Here is an 18,623-nt window from a genome sequence, read left to right as displayed (position 1 = left end):
CAGCGACCACCAGGGGGACCGCATGACCAGCACCGCCGAGCGGGCGCCCGCGATGAGCGACGTGGCGCTGCGCGCCGGCGTCTCGCACCAGACCGTCTCGCGGGTGCTCAACGGGCACCCGAGCGTGCGGCCCGAGACGCGCGACCGCGTGGTCGAGGCCGTCGCCGCGCTCGGCTACCGCCGCAACAGCGCGGCGCGCGCGCTGGTCACCCGCCGCACGGAGACTCTCGGAGTGGTCACCCCGGCGACGGCCCTGCACGGACCGACGAGCACGCTCGTCGGTCTCGAGGAGGCCGCCCGGTTGGCCGGCTGGTACGTCGCCGTCTCGACGGTGCGCCAGTTCGACGCCGCGACCATGCGCGACGTGCTCGAGCACTTCCTCGCGCAGGGGGTGGACGGCGTGGCCGTCGTCGCACCGACCGTCGAGATCGCGGCAGCGCTCGCGGAGGTCGACTCGCCCGTACCGGTCGTGATGGTCTCGTCGGCCGCCGACGTGCCCGCGGGCCGCAACCTGCACGCCGTGGGCGTCGACCAGCGCCACGGCGCTCGCCTGGCCACCCGCCACCTGTTCGCCGCCGGGCACGCCTCCGTGCTGCACGTGGCCGGCCCGCAGGACTGGTTCGACGCCCAGGACCGACTGGCGGGCTGGGCCGACGAGTGCCGCGCAGCCGGCGTCCCGACGCGGCCGCCCGTCGTCACCGGCTGGACCGCCGCCGACGGCCACGAGGTCGGCCGCAGCCTCCTGCGCACCGGCCTGCCGCCCGCGATCTTCGCCGCGAACGACCAGCTCGCGCTCGGCCTCCTGCACGCGTTCTGGGAGGCCGGCGTCCGGGTGCCCGACGACGTCGCCGTGGTCGGCTTCGACGACGAGTCCGGCGCGGCGCACTACATGCCCCCGCTGACCACCGTCCGGCAGGACTTCGGCGCGCTGGGACGGCTCGCCACGGAGTCGTTCCGGGCGGCGTACGCCGGGCGGCAGCTGGTGCGGCGCACGGTCGAGCCGCAGCTCGTCGTCCGGGCCAGCTCGCGTCGGTAGCCCGGCCTAGGGTGGCGGGCATGACGGATGTGCCCGCCCGCATCGAGCCGTTCCCAGCGCGCGACGAGGCAGCGGCGCTCGACGACCTGCGTCGCCGCCTCCGGGCGACGCGCTGGCCGGACGCCCCCGCGGACGCGGGCTGGTCGCTCGGCACGGACGTCGACTACCTGCGCGAGCTCGTCGCCTACTGGGCCGACGAGTTCGACTGGCCCGCCCAGGAGGCGGCGCTCTGGCGGCACCCGCGCCTGCGTGTCGAGGTCGGCGGCCTGGGCATCCACGTGGTGCACGCGCGGGGGACCGGCCCGGACCCGCTGCCGATCGTGCTGAGCCACGGCTGGCCCGACTCGTCCTGGCGCTACCAGAAGGTGGTCGGCCTGCTCGCGGACCCGGGCGCGCACGGCGGCGACCCGGCCGACGCGTTCGACGTCGTCGTCCCGGACCTGCCGGGCTTCGGCTGGTCGGACGCGCCCGCCGGGCTGCCGCTCGACTCGATCGCCGTCGCAGGGCTGTGGGCCGAGCTCATGACGGCGCTCGGCCACGACCGGTTCGTGGCCGCGGGCGGCGACCTCGGCAGCCACGTGAGCCGCTACCTCGCGCTCGACCACCCGGACCGGGTTCTGGCCGTGCACCGGACGGACGCGGGGCTACCGGTGTTCAGCGGTGACCCCGCTTCGCTCACGCCCGAGGAGCGGGCGTGGTTCGCGGAGGTGGCCGCATGGGGAGCGACCGAGGGCGCCTACGGGGCGATCCAGCGGACCAAGCCGCAGACCGCCGCGTTCGGGCTGACCGACTCGCCCGTGGGGCTGGCCGCCTGGATCGTCGAGAAGCTGCGTTCCTGGAGCGACTGCGGCGGGGACGTCGAGCGCGCGTTCACCAAGGACGAGATCCTCGCCGACGTCACGCAGTACTGGCTCGCGGGGACCATCGGCTCGTCCATGCGGATGTACAGCGCGAACGCCGCGATCGACCCGGCGCAGCTCGCCCGCCGCGTGGAGGTGCCGTCCGGGTTCTCGATCTTCGGCGGCGACGTCGTGCGCCCGCCGCGGGCGTGGGGCGAGCGCACCGCGAACGTCGTGCGCTGGACCGAGCCGCCGCAGGGCGGCCACTTCGCGCCGTTCGAGCAGCCCGAGGCCTACGCCCGGGAGCTGCGCGACTTCGCACGGCCGTTCCGGGTGCCGCGGTAGTCAGGACGCGGTCGACGCCCGGAGCGCGAGCTTGCACGGCACCATCTCGACCCCGTGCGACGGGTTGCCCTCCATGGCCTCGAACAGCTTCGCGGCCGCACGGCGGCCGAGCTCCTCGAGGTTCATGTCGATGCTCGTCAGCGCCGGGCGGGCGTTGGTCGCCAGGATCTCCCAGTTGTCGTGGCCCATCACGGCGACGTCGGTGGGGACCTGCTTGCCGAGCTCGCGCAGCACGTCGAGCGCGCCGCGCGCGATCTGGTCGCTGCCGCACAGGATGGCGTCGAGGTCCGGGTGCCGGGCGAGCAGCGAACGGGTCGCGCCGCGGCCCCACTCCTCGGTCCACGCGCCGAACAGCGCCTGCCCGCCGACCATCTCGAGCCCCGCCTCGGACAGTGCCTGCTGCGCGCCGGTGACGCGGTCGTTGGCCGCTCCGTAGCTCGCGTCGCCGGTGATGATCGCGATGCGGGAACGCCCGCAGGCGATCAGGTGCTCGACGCTCAGCCGGCCGCCCCCCACGTTGTCGCAGACGAGCGAGACGTCCTCGGGGTCCTCGGACGGGGCGTAGGCGTAGACGACGGGCACGGGCATCGCGCCCAGCGAGGGCCGCGGGTCCGGGCGGGCGCCGACGATGATGAGGCCGTCGACGCGCCGGCCGAGCAGCGCCTGGATGTGGTGCTGCTCGCGGATCGAGTCGCCGCGGGCGTCGCACAGCAGCACCGAGACCTTGCCGGAGCCGAACGCGTCCTCCGCGCCCATGAGCGTGGGGATCGAGAACCGGCCCTCGAGGTCGTGCGTGATCAGGCCGACCGTGCCGGACCGGCCGGACAGCAGGCTGCGCGCGAGGCTGTTCGGCGAGAACGAGAGCTGCTCCGCCGCGGCGACCACGCGCTCGCGCGTCTCCGCGCGCACCTGGGAGCGTCCGTTGAGGGCCTTCGAGGCCGTCGCGATAGAGACGCCGGCGAGACGCGCGACGTCGGACAACGTCGTCGTCTTGTTCTGAAAGCCGTTCTTCGGAGGTTTCGTACGCCCCCCCGAGGACGGCGTGCCGTCCTGCGCCTCATCCATGCCTGGATCCTACCCATCAGCACGATCGATGCAACGGTCAACACGGTGGTTGACGTCGCCGGGCGGGCTGCCCTATGGTCAGAAAACCATTTCGTGACTTTCGTCAAAGTCGCGAAGGGCGAGCACAGAGAAGTGCCCGGCCGCAGCCCGCGAGCCGACCGTCAGCATCAATGTCGAACTGCTGAGGAGAGGACCGATGACCAAGCTCTACCTGCGTCGACGACCCGCACGTCTGGTCGCGACAGTAGCCATGGGCGCCCTCGCCCTGACGGGACTCGCTGCGTGCAGCAGCGACGAGCCGTCGTCGAACGAGAGCAGTGGCTCCGCGGCACCCGGCGCGAGCGCCGACGGTGTCGACGACGGCACCACGCTGAGCATGTGGACCCGCGCACCCCTGGAGCGCCAGGCGACCCAGCTCGTCGACGCGTACAACGCGTCGCACAAGAACCAGGTGAAGCTCGAGATCATCCCGAACGACGACATGGAGGGGAAGGTCGGCGGCGCCGCCACCAACGGCGAGCTGCCCGACCTGCTCGCCGGCGACGTGGTCCGCGTGCCCTACTGGGTCGAGAACGGCCTGTTCACCGACGTCACCGACCGGATCGACGCGCTGCCCTTCAAGGACGACATCTCCTCGGGGCACATCGACGCGGGCACAGACACCGACGGCAAGGAGCACACGCTGCCGTTCGTCCAGGACATCTCGGTGATGGTCTGGAACAAGGCGCTCTACAAGGAGGCCGGGCTGGACCCCGAGAAGGGCCCGACCACGATCGAGGAGTTCAAGACGCAGGCGCAGGCGGTGGCCGGTCTGAAGAAGGACGGCGTCTCCGGCACCTACTACGGCGGCAACTGCGGCGGCTGCCTCGTGTTCACCTGGTTCCCGAGCATCTGGGCCGCTGGTGACGAGGTCATCAGCGAGGACGGCACCGAGTCGCTGCTGAACAGCGACTCCGCCAAGACGCTCTACAACACGTTCGCGGACCTCAACGAGTCGGGCGCCGTGGGCGCGGGCTCGAAGGAGGAGACCGGGGCCACGTGGACGGCGCCGTTCTCGGGCGGCAACGTCGGCGTCATGCCGTACCCGAACACCGCGGTCGCCGCGGCCATCGAGGCCGGCATCGACGTGGGCGTCGGCCCGATCCCGGGCATCGAGGGCGGCACGTCGACGTTCCTCGGCGGTGACGCGATGGGTGTCTCGAAGGACTCGAAGAAGGTCGACCAGGCGTGGAACTTCCTCGCGTGGTCGCTGTCCGACGACACGCAGCTCAACGTCGTGGCCAAGGCCGGCGACGTGGTCTCGCGCAACTCCCTGCTCGACAACGAGTTCACCAAGGACGACCCGACCGCCTCCGTGGCGACCGCGGTCATCCCGAACGGCCGCACGCCGGTCGCGGCGAACTTCAGCGAGGCGTTCAACGCCTCGGGCAGCCCGTGGGTCACGTTGATCCGCAACGCGACGTTCGACCGCACCGACACCGTCGACGCGGACAACGACGCGATCACCGCGACGCTGGGCCAGTAGCGGTCCGGGTGGCGGCGCGTGATCGCGCGCCGCCACCCGCCCCCGCCAGTGCCCGCCGTCGCTGCTGCCCGGAGACCTTCATGACCCTGACCCAAGCCCCGTCGATCGCCACGGCGGTCACCCCGCCCAAGCGGCGGTACCGCGCCCGCAGCCTGCGCGCCTGGGCGTACGCGAGCCCCACCGCGGCACTCGTGCTCGTGTTCTTCGTGATCCCGGTCGTCCTCGTGTTCTGGATGTCCGCGTCGGACTGGCCGCTGCTGGCCGGCAACCGCGGGATCAACCTGCCGGACAACTACACCGACGTCGTCGACCAGCGGATGTTCTGGCCGGCCGTCGGCTTCACGCTCAAGTACACGGTGATCGCCACCGTGCTGCTCATCGGCCTCGGCCTCGGCCTGGCCATGCTGGTCCAGGAGTCGACGCGCTGGCGCGCCTTCATGCGCACCACGTTCCTCCTGCCGACCGCACTGGGCCTGGCCTCCGCGTCGCTGCTCTTCTACGCGCTGTACTCCCCGCAGGTCGGTCCGCTCACGCCGCTGCTCGAGAAGCTCGGGCTGATCGAGGGCAACGTGAGCATCCTCGGGACCCCGACCGGCGCGCTCTGGTCGACCGTGTTCCTCATCGTCTGGCGGTTCGCCGGCTTCTACATGCTGCTGCTGCTCGTGGGGCTGCAGGGCATCCCGGGCGAGGTCTACGAGGCCGCCCGCCTCGACGGCGCGAACCGCTGGCAGACCTTCAAGGGCATCACGCTCCCGCTGCTGCGACCGTCGCTCGCGCTGTCCACGATCATGTGCGTCACGGGCTCGCTGCTGGCGTTCGACCAGTTCTACATCCTGACCAAGGGCGGACCGGACGGGTCGACGATGACCGTGGTCCAGCTCGTCTACAACCTCGCGTTCGAGTCCAAGCGCAACCTCGGCATGGCGGCCGCGCTGTCCGTCATCGTGCTGCTCGCGCTCGTCGTGATCAACGCCCTCCAGCTGCGCGTGCTGCGCGGCACGGACGAGGGCAAGGGGGGCAAGGCATGAGCGCGCTGATGCGCGGGTTATCCCGCACGCCGTACTACGTCCTGACCGGCGGCCTGGCGATCCTGTTCCTCTACCCGATGATCTGGACCGCGGTCAGCTCGGTCTCCCCGCAGCCCGGCTCGGCGCAGACCGACGGGTACGGGTTCGGGAACTACTCGACGGTCGTGAACTACCAGGCCGGGCTGTGGACCTACCTCGGCAACTCGATCGTCATCTCGGTCGTGGCGGTCGTCGTCACCGTGCTCGTCTCGACGCTCGGCGGCTACGCGTTCGCGCGGTTCACGTTCCCGGGCAAGAACCTGCTGTTCCTGCTGACCCTCGCGATCCTCATGGTGCCGTACGCGACGCTGCTGATCCCGCTGATGATCTGGCTCAAGACGATGCACCTGAACAACACGCTCGTCGGCGTCGGCCTGGTGCTCGCGGTCTTCCAGCTCCCGTTCGCGACCTTCATGATGCGGATCTCGTTCGAGGCGATCCCCCGAGAGATGGAGGAGGCCGCGCTCGTCGACGGCTGCGGCTCGTTCAGCGCGCTCCGCCGGGTGCTGCTGTTCGCGGTCAAGCCCGGCCTCATCACCGTCGGCCTGTTCGCCTTCCTGGCGGCGTGGAACGACTTCATGGTGCCGCTCTTCCTGCTCGGCGGCGACAAGCAACCCCTCCCGCTGGCCATGGTCAACATGCGCCAGCAGGTCATGGGGGTCATCGACTACGGCGCCACGCAGGCCGGGGTGGTCATCCTCACCGTCCCGTGCGTCGTCCTGTTCCTGGTGCTCCAGCGCCACTACGTCAACGGATTCATGTCCGGTGCTCTGAAGGGATGATTCCGATGCTGACGACGGACGAGCGCGGCCGGCTGACGCCGGTGCGGCCCGGGCGGGGGGAACGGCGCCCGCTGGGCATGGACGAGGTCACGATCACCGGTGGCTTCTGGGCGGACCGGCAGGAGATCAACGGCTCGGCGACGATCGACCACTGCGACACGTGGGAGACCCGCGTCGGCTGGGTCGGCAACTTCGCGGCCGTGGTCGACGGCACGATCGCGCAGCGGCGCACGGGCCGGGAGTTCTCGGACTCCGACGTGTACAAGCTCATCGAGGCGATGGCCTGGGAGGTCGCCCGCACGGGCGACGAGCGCCTGGACGCCCGGATCGAGGAGCTCGCGCAGCTCATCGAGCGCGCGCAGGACCCCGACGGCTACCTGAGCACCCGCTACGGGCACCCGGGACTCGAGCCGCGGTACTCCGACCTCGCCTGGGGCCACGAGCTGTACTGCTACGGGCACCTCATCCAGGCCGCCGTCGCGCGACTGCGGTCGGGGCGCGAGGACACGATCGTGCGCGTCGCGCTGCGCGCCGCCGACCACCTGTGCGAGGCCTTCGGACCGGACGGGATCGCCTCGGTCTGCGGGCACCCGGAGGTCGAGGTCGCGCTCGTGGAGCTCTACCGGGTCACCGGCGAGCGGCGCTACCTGGACCAGGCGGCGCTGTTCGTCGAGCGGCGGGGCACCGGGACCCTGCCGGACATCGAGTTCGGGCGGTCCTACTACCAGGACGACGTCCCGGTGCGGGAGGCGTCCGCGCTGCGGGGCCATGCCGTGCGGGCGCTCTACCTCGCGGCCGGCGCGGTCGACCTGGCCGTCGAGACCGGCGACGACGAGCTGCTCGGCGCGGTCCGGGCCCAGTACGACCGGACCCTCGCGCGCCGCACGTACGTCACCGGCGGCATGGGCTCCCACCACCAGGACGAGGCCTTCGGCGACGACTTCGAGCTCCCGCCGGACCGGTCCTACTGCGAGACCTGCGCCGGCGTCGGGTCGGTCATGGTCGCCTGGCGGCTGCTGCTGGCCACGGGGCGCACCGAGTACGGCGACGTCATCGAGCGCGCGCTGTACAACGTCGTCGCGACGTCGCCGGGCGCGGACGGGCGCTCGTTCTTCTACACGAACCCGCTGCACAAGAGGGTCCCGGGCACGGCGGCCGATCCGGACGAGGTGAGCCCGCGGGCGCTCGCCCAGCTGCGCGCGCCGTGGTTCGAGGTCTCCTGCTGCCCGACGAACGTCGCGCGGACCGTCGCCTCGCTGGCCGCCTACGTGGCGAGCGTCGAGGGCGACGTCGTCCAGATCCACCAGCTCGTGCCGTGCACGATCGCGGTCGACCTGCCGCAGGGCCGGGTCGAGCTCGAGGTGGCCACGGGCTACCCGGTCGACGGCGACGTCGTCGTGACGGTGCTCGAGGCGCCTGCGGGCGTCACCGGCCTCGAGCTGCGCGTCCCGGGGTGGGCCGCGGGCGCCGCCACGCTCGACGGCGACGTCGTCGACGGGCCGGTCGCACGCGTCGACCGCCCGCTGGCCACCGGCGACGTCGTGCGCCTGCACGTGCCCGTCGCGGCGCGCGTCACGGTGCCCGACTCGCGCATCGACGCGGTGCAGGGGTGCGTCGCGGTCGAGCGCGGGCCGGTCGTGCTGTGCCTCGAGTCGATCGACCTGCCGGGCGGGCTCGACGTGGCCTCCGTCGTCCTGCACGGCGACGTGGTCGACGAAGGGCAGGGAGCGCGGGCGTCCTTCCTCGAGGTGCAGCGAGGCGACGCGCCGTGGCCCTACGGCGCGGCCACCGACGAGCAGCACCTCGCGCCCGCCTTCGAGGCCGCACTCGTGCCGTACCACTCGTGGGCGCAGCGGGGGCCGAGCACCATGCGCGTGTGGATCCCGGCGGCGCGTTGAGCCGCGCGCCGGGGGCGATGTGTACAGACCTCGGTTGTTAGCGCTAACATCCAACTGTCGCCGTGAGGCCGGCAGACCTCGGGACACAGCCGTCCCGGGCCGAACGTGCGAAGGGGCGCGATGAGCCAGGAACAGGGCTTCGGGGGGGACGCGACCCGCGAGGCGATCATCACGGGTCGGGCGACCCTCGGCATCGAGCTCGGCTCGACGCGGATCAAGGCGTGCCTCGTCGGTCCGGACTCCGTGCCGATCGCGAGCGGCGGCCACGACTGGGAGAACCAGTTCGTCGACCGGCGTTGGACCTACGCGCTCGACGACGTCTGGACCGGGCTGCAGGAGTGCGTCGCCGACCTGCTCGCCGACACCCAGCGCCGCTACGGCGTGCGCCCGACGACGTTCCGCGCCGTCGGGGTGTCCGCGATGATGCACGGCTACCTCGCGTTCGACGCGGACGGCGAGCTGCTCGTGCCGTTCCGGACTTGGCGCAACACGAGCACCGAGCGCGCCGCGACCGAGCTCACGCGTGTCCTGGGCTGCAACATCCCGCTGCGCTGGTCGGTGGCCCACCTCTACCAGGCGATCCTCGACGACGAGCCGCACGTCCCGCAGATCGCGTCCGTCACGACGCTCGCCGGGTACGTCCACCGCCGCCTGACCGGCCGCGACGTGCTGGGGGTGGGCGACGCGTCGGGAGTCTTCCCGATCGACCCGATCACGCACCAGTACGACGGGAAGCTGCTCGCGCGGTTCGACGCGCTGGTCGCCGACCGGGCGCTGCGCCTCGTCGACCTCCTGCCCGACGTCCTCGTCGCGGGCGAGGAGGCGGGCACCCTGACTGCCGAGGGCGCCGCGCTGCTCGACCCGACCGGCACCCTCCAGCCCGGAGCGCCGTTCTGCCCGCCCGAGGGTGATGCGGGCACGGGCATGGTCGCCACGGCCTCGGTCGCCCCGCGCACCGCGAACGTCAGTGTCGGGACCAGCATCTTCGCGATGGTCGTGCTGGAGAAGCCGCTCGCGCAGGTGCACGAGGAGCTCGACCTGGTCACGACGCCCGCGGGCGACCTGGTCGCGATGGTGCACTGCAACAACGGCGCGAGCGAGCTCGGTGCGTGGGCCGAGGTCTTCGGCCAGTTCGCGAGCGCGCTCGGGCAGCCGGCCGGGCAGGACGCCGTGTTCGGCGCGCTGCTGCGTGCCGCGCTGGAGGGCGAGCCCGACGCGGGCGGCCTGCTGGCGTACAACTACCTGTCCGGCGAGCCGATCACGGGCCTGGCCGAGGGGCGCCCGCTCGTCGTCCGCACGCCCGAGAGTCGGCTGACCCTGGCCAACTTCGCGCGCGCGCAGGTCTACTCGGCCTTCGGCACGCTCAGCCTGGGCATGCGCGTGCTGGCCGACGAGGGCGTCGAGCTCGACGCGATGTACGCGCACGGCGGCCTGTTCCGCACGGCGGGCGTCGCGCAGCGGCTGCTCGCGGCGGCCGTGGGCGCGCCCGTGGCGGTCGGCAGCGCGGCGGGTGAGGGCGGCGCGTGGGGCATCGCGGTGCTCGCCGGCTACCTCCACGAGGCCGACGGGCTCGACCTCGGCACCTACCTGGCCGAGCGCGTGTTCGCGGGCGCGCAGATCGACGTCGTCGAGCCGGACGCCGACGACGTCAAGGGTTTCGCCGCGTTCCTCGAGCGGTACGTCGCCGGCCTGCCGGTCGAGCGTGCCGCCGCGGACGCGGTCTGAGGGGTCTGAGGGAGAGGGAGTCGATGACCGACGAGATCCAGCGCACGCGCGAGGTCGTCGCGCGGCTGCACGCCGAGCTGCCCCGCTGGGGGCTGGTCGTGTGGACGGCGGGCAACGTCTCGCAGCGGGTGGCCGGCACCGACCTGTTCGTCATCAAGCCCTCGGGCGTGACGTACGACGAGCTGACGCCCGAGGCGATGGTGGTCTGCGACCTGGACGGGAACCTGGTGGACGGCACCCGGGCACCTTCGAGCGACACGGCCGCGCACGCCTACGTCTACCGGCACATGCCCGAGGTCGGGGGAGTGGTGCACACGCACTCGACCTACGCGACGGCCTGGGCCGCACGCGCCGAGCCCGTCCCGTGCGTGCTGACGATGATGGCCGACGAGTTCGGCGGCGACATCCCGATCGGCCCGTTCGCCCTCATCGGCGACGACTCCATCGGGCGCGGCATCGTCGAGACGCTGCGCGGCTCGCGCAGCCCCGCGGTCCTCATGCGCAACCACGGCCCCTTCACCATCGGCGCGGACGCGAAGGCCGCGGTCAAGGCCGCGGTGATGGTCGAGGAGGTCGCGCGCACGGTGCACATCAGCCGCCAGCTCGGCGAGCCGCTGCCCATCGAGCAGCACCACGTCGACTCGCTGTACGCGAGGTACCAGAACGTCTACGGACAGTCAGACACGAGCCCGGGCGACGGCGCCCCGGCGAACGAGGAGGAGCACGCGTGAGCAAGCCCTATGCCGGCCGCGAGGTCTGGTTCTTCACCGGCAGCCAGGACCTGTACGGCGAGGACACGCTGCGCCAGGTCGCCGAGCAGTCGCAGGAGGTCGCGCGCACGCTCGACGCCGCTCCCGACGTGCCCGTGCGGGTCGTGTGGAAGCCGGTCCTGAAGGACTCGGACTCGATCCGCCGCGCGATGCTCGACGCGAACGCGGACGAGAACGTCCTCGGCGTGATCACGTGGATGCACACGTTCAGCCCGGCCAAGATGTGGATCGGCGGCCTCTCGGCCCTGACCAAGCCGCTGCTGCACCTGCACACCCAGGCCAACGTCGAGCTCCCGTGGGACGCCATCGACTTCGACTTCATGAACCTCAACCAGGCCGCGCACGGCGACCGCGAGTACGCGTACATCGCGACCCGCCTCGGCGTCGCGCGCACGACGGTCGTGGGCCACGCGGGCAACCCGGTGGTCGCGCGCCGCGTCGGCACGTGGGTGCGGGCCTCGGCCGGCCGGGCCGCGACGCAGTCCCTGCGCCTCGCGCGGTTCGGCGACAACATGCGCAACGTGGCCGTCACCGAGGGCGACAAGACCGAGGCCGAGGTCCGGTTCGGCGTCTCGGTGAACACGTGGGGCGTGAACGACCTCGTCGACGCGATCGGCCGCGTCTCCGACGCCGAGGTCGACGTGCTCGTCAAGGAGTACGAGGACACCTACGACGTGGCGCCCGAGCTGCGTGCCGGCGCCGACCGGCACGAGTCCCTGCGCTACGCCGCGAGCCAGGAGCTCGCGCTGCTGGCCCTGCTGGGCGACCTCGGCGCGCACGCCTTCACGACCAACTTCGAGGACCTCGGCGCGCTGCGCCAGCTGCCCGGCCTCGCGGTGCAGCGCCTCATGGCCCAGGGCTACGGCTTCGGCGCCGAGGGCGACTGGAAGACGGCCGTCCTGGTCCGGGCCGCCAAGGTCATGGGTGAGGGGCTGCCCGGCGGCGCGTCGCTCATGGAGGACTACACCTACGACCTGACGCCCGGCGACGAGCTGATCCTCGGCGCCCACATGCTCGAGATCTGCCCGACGCTGACCACCTCCACCCCGAAGGTCGAGATCCACCCGCTCGGCATCGGCGGCAAGGAGGACCCGGTACGGATGGTGTTCGACGCGGACCCCGGCCCGGCCGTGGTGGTCTCGCTCGCCGACATGCGCGACCGGTTCCGCCTCACGGCCAACGTGGTCGACGTGGTGCCGCCGCGCGCGGCCCTGCCGAACCTGCCCGTCGCGCGCGCCGTGTGGAAGCCTCGCCCGGACTTCACGACGAGCGCCGAGGCGTGGCTCACCGCGGGCGGCGCGCACCACACCGTGCTCTCGTCGGCGGTCGGCGTCGAGGCGTTCGAGATCTTCGCCGAGCTGTCCCGCACGGAGCTGCTCGTCATCGACGAGAGCACGACCCGGCGCGGGTTCGCCGACCAGGTCCGCTGGAACCAGGCCTACCACCGGCTCGCGCAGGGCTTCTGACGCCGCACGAAGCACCCCCTTGCCGGGCGGTCACCCCACGGTGACCGCCCGGCAAGTTTCGTTATCGAAAGGCAACGCAAGGCGATTGACGGCGTATCGACGATCTTCGACGATGTGAGCGTGCTCAACGACGAGGACGGGAACGACCCGACCGCCGCGACGGGATCCGGCCAGGCGACCGTGCCGGCCGAGGTCCGTCGCGAGCGGATGCGCCACCTGATCGACGGCCGTCAGTTCGTCCGCGTCGCGGACCTGTCCGCCGAGTTCGGGATCTCCGACGTCACGGTGCGCACCGACCTCGAGGCGATGCACCGGACCCAGCAGGTCCGCCGCGTGCGTGGGGGAGCCGTGCCGTGGGGGCGGACCCGCGCCGAGCAGTCCTTCGAGGAGTCCCTGGCCGACTCCGCCCCGGAGAAGCGCCTGATCGGGGCGGCGGCCGCGGCCCTGGTGCAGCCGGGGATGAGCGTCCTGCTGGACGTCGGCACCACGACCACCGCGGTGGCGCGCGCCCTGGCCGCGCGGGGCGACCTGGAGCGCGTCGTCGTGGTCACCAACGGACTCAACATCGCGCTCGAGCTCGAGGCGACGATCCCGCGGATGACGGTCATGGTCACGGGCGGCACGCTGCGCCGGCTGCAGCACTCGCTCGTCGACCCGCTGGCCGACGCGGTCCTGGACCAGGTCCACGCGGACATCGCGTTCATCGGGTGCAACGGCGTGGACGTCGAGCACGGCATCACCAACATCAACCTGCCGGAGGCGGCGGTCAAGCGGCGCATGGTCCGCTCCGCGGAGCGGGCGGTCGTCGTCGCCGACGGCTCCAAGCTCGGCCAGGTGCACCTGGGCCGGATCGCCCCCGTGGCCGAGGTGGACACGGTCATCACGGGTTCGAGCGCGGACACCGAGCACCTGGACGCGCTGCGCCGGCACGACGTCGAGGTCGTCCTGGCATGAGAGATCGGGGGAGAAGGGGCGGTGGGTCACAGGTTCGTAACGGACGACGTGCGGTCTTGTGCCCGGCCGAATGTGAGCGCTAACATCTGTGTGAACGCTCACACTGTGGTGCGGCGGACGAGTGGGACGAAGTGTGTTCGACAACCCGGCCAGTGTGGGCCGGACCAGAGCATGAGGCGGATCGGACCGGACGGTCGGACCGCGCAACCGGTGGTTTCTCGAGGAGGAGAAGCATGGTCAGCAAGAAGATTCGTACGCAGGCCGTCGCGGCCGGCATCGCCGTGCTCGCCCTGGGCCTGACGGCCTGCAGCAGCGGCGACGACAACACCGCCGAGCCCGGCAGCACGTCGAGCGACGGCGGCGCCGCGAGCGGCGACGCCATCTCGGTCGGCTTCTCGCAGGTCGGTGCGGAGAGCGGCTGGCGCGCGGCCAACACCAAGTCGATCCAGGACACCCTCACCAAGGACGCCGGGTTCGACCTGAAGTTCTCGGACGCGCAGCAGAAGCAGGAGAACCAGATCCAGGCGATCCGGTCCTACATCGCGCAGGGCGTGCAGTACATCGCCTTCTCGCCCGTCGTCGAGACCGGCTGGGACGCGGTGCTCCAGGAGGCCAAGGCCGCCAACATCCCCGTGATCCTCACGGACCGCGCCGTCGACACCGCCGACAAGTCGCTCTACGTGACCTTCATCGGCTCGGACTTCGTCGAGGAGGGCAAGCGGATCGGCGAGTGGGTCAACGACAACGTCGCGACCGAGCCGATCAACGTCGTCGAGCTCCAGGGCACGACCGGCTCCGCGCCGGCGATCGACCGCAAGCAGGGCTTCGAGGACGCCACGAAGGACAACGCGAACGTCAAGATCATCGCGTCGCAGACCGGCGACTTCACGCGTGACGGCGGCAAGAAGGTCATGGAGGGCTTCCTGCAGGCCAACCCGGACATCGACCTCGTCTACGCGCACAACGACGACATGGCGCTCGGTGCCATCGAGGCGATCGAGGCGGCCGGCAAGGTCCCGGGCAAGGACATCAAGATCGTCTCGATCGACGGTGTCAAGGACGGCATGACCGCCCTGTCCGAGGGCAAGATCAACTACATCGTCGAGTGCAACCCGCTGCTCGGCCCGGACCTCGCCAAGATCATCAAGACGCTGCACGATGGTGGGACCGTCGAGCCGCGGATCGTCACGCAGGACGGTGCGTTCGACCAGGAGCAGGCCAAGGCAGCCCTGCCCGACCGTCAGTACTGATCACCGATCTGATCAGGCACAGCTGAACCACGGTTGACGCCCTCGGGAACGCGATCCACGCGTCGCGTTCCCGAGGGCGGTCCGTTCCACCCGGCCGGACGACCGGCCAGACGTAGGAGAGGTCGATGATGACCGAGCCGCACACCACCCCGATCGTCGAGATGACGGGGATCACCATCTCGTTCCCCGGAGTCAAGGCGCTCGACGACGTCGCGTTCCGGCTCCTGCCGGGCGAGGTCCACGCGCTGATGGGCGAGAACGGGGCGGGCAAGTCCACGCTCATCAAGGCGCTCACCGGCGTCTACGGCATCGACTCCGGGCGCATCGTCGTCGGCGGCGTCGACCAGGTGTTCTCCGGCCCCGCCGCCGCGCAGGACGCCGGCATCAGCACCGTCTACCAAGAGGTCAACCTCACTGACAACCTGTCGGTCGCCGAGAACGTGATGCTGGGCCACGAGATCCGCCGCTTCGGCCTGATCGACTGGCACGCGACGCGCAAGGCCGCACGCACGTACCTCCAGGCGCTCAACCTCGACATCGACCCCAAGTCGTCGCTGTCCTCGCACTCGCTCGCCGTCCAGCAGCTCGTCGCCATCTCGCGGGCGATGGTCGTCGACGCCCGGGTGCTCATCCTCGACGAGCCGACGTCCAGCCTCGACAGCGACGAGGTCGCGCGGCTGTTCGACGTCATCCGCACGCTGCGCGACCAGGGCGTCGCGATCCTCTTCGTGTCCCACTTCCTCGAGCAGATCTACGCGATCAGCGACCGGATCACGGTGCTGCGCAACGGCACGCTCGTCGGGGAGTACACGCCCGAGGAGCTGCCGCGCGTCGAGCTCGTCGGCAAGATGATCGGCCGCACGCTCGAGGTCCTCAGCGAGCTCGAGGGCCGCTCCGAGCGGGCCGTCGTCGACCGCAGCGGGACGCCGTTCATGCAGGCCGTCGGCGTCGGGCGGCGCGGCTCGATCGAGCCGTTCGACCTCGACATCTACCCCGGTGAGATCGTCGGCCTCGCGGGTCTGCTGGGCTCCGGCCGGACCGAGCTCGCGCGCCTCCTGTACGGCGCGGACCACGCGGACAGCGGAGAGACGCTGGTCTCCGGCGAGTCGGTGAAGCTGCGCAACCCGCGCGCGGGCCTGGCGAAGTCCATCGTGTTCTCCTCGGAGAGCCGCAAGACCGAGGGCATCATCGGCGACCTGACGGTGCGCGAGAACATCGTGCTCGGCCTGCAGGCGGAGCGCGGCTGGATGCGTCGCGTGCCGAAGAAGAAGGCCGACGAGGTCGTGGCGCAGTACATCGAGGCGCTCGGCGTGCGCCCGGCCAACCCGGACGCCATCGCCGGCAACCTCTCGGGCGGCAACCAGCAGAAGGTGCTGCTCGCACGGTGGCTCGCCACCGCCCCCAAGCTGCTCATCCTCGACGAGCCGACCCGCGGCATCGACGTGGGGGCCAAGGCCGAGATCCAGAAGCTGGTGGCCGACCTGGCCGCGCAGGGGATGGCGGTCGTGTTCATCTCGGCAGAGCTCGAGGAGGTCCTGCGCCTCTCGCACCGCATCGCGGTGCTGCGCGACCGCCACAAGGTCGCCGAGCTCATCAACTCGGACGACGTCACGACCGACGTCGTCGTCGACCTCATCGCGAGCGGAGGCACCAGCGCATGACCGGGCTGGCCCAACTCACGCGGCACCGGCTGTTCTGGCCGATCGTCGCCCTCGTCGTGCTGCTGCTGGCGAGCACGCTCAAGTCGCACGGCTTCCTCGAGGTGACCGTCCGCGACGGCCACCTGTACGGCGCCCCGATCGACATCATGCGGCGCTCGTCGATCCTGCTGCTCGTCGCGCTCGGCATGACCCTGGTCATCGCGACCCGCGGGATCGACCTCTCGGTCGGTGCCGTGATGGCGATCGCCGGTGCCGTGACGCTCACGCAGATCGCCTCGTCGCCGGACCCGGGCGCGGTCTCGACCGTCGCCGTGGCGATGCTGACCGGCCTAGCCGTCTGCCTCGTCATCGGCGTGTTCAACGGCTTCCTCGTCGCGGTGCTGGGCATCCAGCCGATCATCGCGACGCTGGTCATCATGACCGCCGGGCGCGGGATCGCGATGCTCATCACGGGCGGCCAGATCACCACGGTGACGAGCGCGCCCTACAAGACGCTCGCCTCCGGGTTCTGGCTCGGGCTGCCGGTCGCGGCGCTCATCGCAGGCTTCTTCTTCGTGGTCGTCGCGCTGGTCACCCGGCGCACGGCCCTCGGCGTGCTCATCGAGTCCGTGGGCATCAACCCGACGGCCTCGCGGCTGGCCGGGGTGCGGGCGCGGACGATCATCTGGACGGTCTACGTGCTGTGCGCGCTGTTCGCGTGCATCGCCGGCTTCCTGCAGAGCTCGAACATCATGGCCGCCGACTCCAACAACGCGGGCCTGTTCATCGAGCTCGACGCGATCCTCGCGGTGGTCATCGGCGGCACCTCGCTGGCGGGCGGCAAGTTCTCGCTCACCGGCACGCTCGTCGGCGTCCTGGTCATCACCACCCTGACGCTGTCCATCACCGTCATCGGCATCCCCGTGAACGCCGTGTCCCTGTTCAAGGCCCTCGTCGTCATCGTCGTGTGCCTGCTGCAGTCCCCCGTGGTGCAGCACAAGTTGCGAGCCCGCCGCAGGCAGGCGGCTCCCGTGCCCGTGGAGGTGCCGGCCTGATGGCGACCGACGAGATGACCGTCAAGGCCCGCAAGCAGCCGGAGCCGAAGCTGACGGGCGAGGTGCACCGCAGCCGCCCGACGCTGGACCGGCGCTACCTGCCGGTGCTCGGCACCGTGGTGGTGCTCGCGCTGATGCTGATCATCGGCGGCTCGCGCTACGAGAACTTCCTGTCCGGCCGCGTGATGGCCAACCTGCTGATCAACAACTCGTTCCTCATCGTGGTCGCGGTGGGCATGACGTTCGTCATCCTCACCGGGGGCATCGACCTGTCGGTCGGCGCGGTGCTGGCGCTGTCCACCTGCATCTCGGCGTGGATGTTCGTGCACGGCTGGCCGGCGTACGTCGCGATACCCGCCGCGATCCTGGCGGGCGCACTGATCGGATGGGCCGTCGGCGTGATGGTCCACGTCTTCGAGATACAACCCTTCATCGCCACCCTGGCCGCGATGTTCCTGGCCCGCGGCCTGTGCTACGTCATCGCGCCGGAGTCGATCCCGATCACCGACCCGACGATCATCAAGCTCGGGACGCGCTGGGACCTCGGCGGTGGCTGGGCGATCACGCCGAGCGGGCTGATCGCGCTCGCGGTCGTCGTCGTCGCGTTCGTGACCCTGCACTACACGCGGTTCGGCCGGACCGTCTACGCGATCGGCGGTGGCGAGCAGTCCGCGCGCCTCATGGGTCTGCCCGTCGCGCGGACCAAGGTGCTCGTGTACGTCATCTCCGGCACGTGCGCCGGGCTCGGCGGCCTGCTGTTCGCCGCGTTCTCGAGCTCGGGCTACTCGCTGACGGGGGTCGGCATGGAGCTCGACGCGATCGCCGCGGTCGTCATCGGCGGCACCCTGCTCACGGGTGGCTCGGGCTTCGTGCTCGGGTCGGTGCTCGGCGTGCTCGTGCTCGGCCTGATCCAGACCATCATCACGTTCGAGGGCACGCTCTCGTCGTGGTGGACGAAGATCGTGATCGGCGCGCTGCTGCTGGTCTTCGTGATCCTGCAGCGACTGCTCGTGGTCCGCCGGCGCTGAGCCGGTACGCCACCCGGCCCCCTGCCAGGGGCTGCTCGAACGGCACAACTTCATACGCACGCGGACGGCATCTTCCCGTCCGGCCAGGCCCGGCTGCCACCGGGGTGTCCCTGGCCGGGACGGGAGACGCCGATCCGGGCCCGTCACGCAACGAAGCGGACGGGTCGACCCGGATTCG

15 protein-coding genes are annotated in these 18,623 nt (G+C 71.3%); 14 read left to right on the top strand and 1 reads right to left on the bottom strand.

Annotated features, from left to right (window positions below; all coding sequences use genetic code 11):
• Nucleotides 1-22 precede the first annotated feature (22 nt).
• On the top strand, nt 23-1,036 hold the full coding sequence (locus EDF34_RS06390; RefSeq protein ID WP_233575206.1) for a LacI family DNA-binding transcriptional regulator: 1,014 nt from the start codon (nt 23-25) through the stop codon (nt 1,034-1,036).
• A gap of 20 nt (nt 1,037-1,056) precedes the next feature.
• Complete coding sequence (locus tag EDF34_RS06385) at nt 1,057-2,220, top strand: epoxide hydrolase family protein (protein ID WP_123370723.1); 1,164 nt, start codon at nt 1,057-1,059, stop codon at nt 2,218-2,220.
• Here the strand turns inward: EDF34_RS06385 and EDF34_RS06380 are convergent, their stop codons facing one another.
• A complete protein-coding gene (locus EDF34_RS06380; protein WP_123370410.1) occupies nt 2,221-3,285 on the bottom strand; it encodes a LacI family DNA-binding transcriptional regulator in 1,065 nt (354 codons plus the stop codon).
• A 196-nt stretch (nt 3,286-3,481) separates the two neighbouring features.
• On the opposite strand from EDF34_RS06380, the gene EDF34_RS06375 reads away from it, so the two are divergent.
• From EDF34_RS06375 to yjfF, 12 genes are all read left to right on the top strand, one after another.
• The gene (locus EDF34_RS06375; protein ID WP_123370409.1) at nt 3,482-4,810 is read left to right on the top strand and encodes an ABC transporter substrate-binding protein; all 1,329 of its coding nucleotides are present in this window, start codon (nt 3,482-3,484) and stop codon (nt 4,808-4,810) included.
• Nucleotides 4,811-4,890: 80 nt separating this feature from the next.
• The gene (locus EDF34_RS06370; RefSeq protein ID WP_123370408.1) at nt 4,891-5,838 is read left to right on the top strand and encodes a carbohydrate ABC transporter permease; all 948 of its coding nucleotides are present in this window, start codon (nt 4,891-4,893) and stop codon (nt 5,836-5,838) included.
• Nucleotides 5,835-6,659, top strand: a complete 825-nt coding sequence (locus EDF34_RS06365) for a carbohydrate ABC transporter permease (protein ID WP_123370407.1) — start codon at nt 5,835-5,837, stop codon at nt 6,657-6,659. Before EDF34_RS06370 ends, EDF34_RS06365 begins: the two co-directional genes overlap by 4 nt.
• On the top strand, nt 6,656-8,557 hold the full coding sequence (locus EDF34_RS06360; protein WP_123370406.1) for a glycoside hydrolase family 127 protein: 1,902 nt from the start codon (nt 6,656-6,658) through the stop codon (nt 8,555-8,557). The genes EDF34_RS06365 and EDF34_RS06360 overlap by 4 nt, the downstream gene beginning before the upstream one ends.
• A gap of 120 nt (nt 8,558-8,677) precedes the next feature.
• Entirely contained in the window at nt 8,678-10,282 is a 1,605-nt protein-coding gene (locus tag EDF34_RS06355) for a xylulokinase (protein WP_123370405.1), read from the top strand.
• Between the two features lie 23 nt (nt 10,283-10,305).
• Complete coding sequence (locus EDF34_RS06350; RefSeq protein ID WP_123370404.1) at nt 10,306-11,013, top strand: L-ribulose-5-phosphate 4-epimerase; 708 nt, start codon at nt 10,306-10,308, stop codon at nt 11,011-11,013.
• Nucleotides 11,010-12,518 carry an L-arabinose isomerase gene (gene araA, locus EDF34_RS06345; RefSeq protein ID WP_123370403.1) on the top strand — a complete coding sequence of 503 codons (1,509 nt, stop codon included), beginning with the start codon at nt 11,010-11,012 and terminating at the stop codon, nt 12,516-12,518. Before EDF34_RS06350 ends, araA begins: the two co-directional genes overlap by 4 nt.
• Before the next feature lie 120 nt (nt 12,519-12,638).
• The gene (locus EDF34_RS06340; RefSeq protein WP_233575204.1) at nt 12,639-13,472 is read left to right on the top strand and encodes a DeoR/GlpR family DNA-binding transcription regulator; all 834 of its coding nucleotides are present in this window, start codon (nt 12,639-12,641) and stop codon (nt 13,470-13,472) included.
• A 233-nt stretch (nt 13,473-13,705) separates the two neighbouring features.
• Nucleotides 13,706-14,722, top strand: a complete 1,017-nt coding sequence (locus tag EDF34_RS06335; protein ID WP_123370402.1) for an ABC transporter substrate-binding protein — start codon at nt 13,706-13,708, stop codon at nt 14,720-14,722.
• 128 nt (nt 14,723-14,850) lie between these two features.
• A complete protein-coding gene (locus EDF34_RS06330; RefSeq protein WP_123370721.1) occupies nt 14,851-16,383 on the top strand; it encodes a sugar ABC transporter ATP-binding protein in 1,533 nt (510 codons plus the stop codon).
• Complete coding sequence (locus tag EDF34_RS06325) at nt 16,380-17,417, top strand: ABC transporter permease (RefSeq protein WP_123370401.1); 1,038 nt, start codon at nt 16,380-16,382, stop codon at nt 17,415-17,417. Before EDF34_RS06330 ends, EDF34_RS06325 begins: the two co-directional genes overlap by 4 nt.
• Nucleotides 17,417-18,445, top strand: coding sequence for a galactofuranose ABC transporter, permease protein YjfF (yjfF, locus tag EDF34_RS06320; RefSeq protein ID WP_123370400.1), 1,029 nt, complete (start codon nt 17,417-17,419; stop codon nt 18,443-18,445). Before EDF34_RS06325 ends, yjfF begins: the two co-directional genes overlap by 1 nt.
• Nucleotides 18,446-18,623: the final 178 nt, after the last annotated feature.

The organism is Cellulomonas sp. PhB150, from assembly GCF_003755175.1.
In the GTDB taxonomy this organism is placed as follows: domain Bacteria; phylum Actinomycetota; class Actinomycetes; order Actinomycetales; family Cellulomonadaceae; genus Cellulomonas.
Note: the sequence above shows the minus strand (reverse complement) of the source record. Positions and strands in the feature narration are given on the sequence as shown.

Excerpts from the sequence above, each read along its gene's own strand:
- EDF34_RS06390 (WP_233575206.1), top strand. The coding sequence starts at position 23 with ATGACCAGCACCGCCGAGCGGGCGCCCGCGATGAGCGACGTGGCGCTG.
- EDF34_RS06385 (WP_123370723.1), top strand. The coding sequence starts at position 1,057 with ATGACGGATGTGCCCGCCCGCATCGAGCCGTTCCCAGCGCGCGACGAG.
- EDF34_RS06380 (WP_123370410.1), bottom strand. The coding sequence starts at position 3,285 with ATGGATGAGGCGCAGGACGGCACGCCGTCCTCGGGGGGGCGTACGAAA.
- EDF34_RS06375 (WP_123370409.1), top strand. The coding sequence starts at position 3,482 with ATGACCAAGCTCTACCTGCGTCGACGACCCGCACGTCTGGTCGCGACA.
- EDF34_RS06370 (WP_123370408.1), top strand. The coding sequence starts at position 4,891 with ATGACCCTGACCCAAGCCCCGTCGATCGCCACGGCGGTCACCCCGCCC.
- EDF34_RS06365 (WP_123370407.1), top strand. The coding sequence starts at position 5,835 with ATGAGCGCGCTGATGCGCGGGTTATCCCGCACGCCGTACTACGTCCTG.
- EDF34_RS06360 (WP_123370406.1), top strand. The coding sequence starts at position 6,656 with ATGATTCCGATGCTGACGACGGACGAGCGCGGCCGGCTGACGCCGGTG.
- EDF34_RS06355 (WP_123370405.1), top strand. The coding sequence starts at position 8,678 with ATGAGCCAGGAACAGGGCTTCGGGGGGGACGCGACCCGCGAGGCGATC.
- EDF34_RS06350 (WP_123370404.1), top strand. The coding sequence starts at position 10,306 with ATGACCGACGAGATCCAGCGCACGCGCGAGGTCGTCGCGCGGCTGCAC.
- EDF34_RS06335 (WP_123370402.1), top strand. The coding sequence starts at position 13,706 with ATGGTCAGCAAGAAGATTCGTACGCAGGCCGTCGCGGCCGGCATCGCC.
- EDF34_RS06330 (WP_123370721.1), top strand. The coding sequence starts at position 14,851 with ATGACCGAGCCGCACACCACCCCGATCGTCGAGATGACGGGGATCACC.
- EDF34_RS06325 (WP_123370401.1), top strand. The coding sequence starts at position 16,380 with ATGACCGGGCTGGCCCAACTCACGCGGCACCGGCTGTTCTGGCCGATC.
- yjfF (WP_123370400.1), top strand. The coding sequence starts at position 17,417 with ATGGCGACCGACGAGATGACCGTCAAGGCCCGCAAGCAGCCGGAGCCG.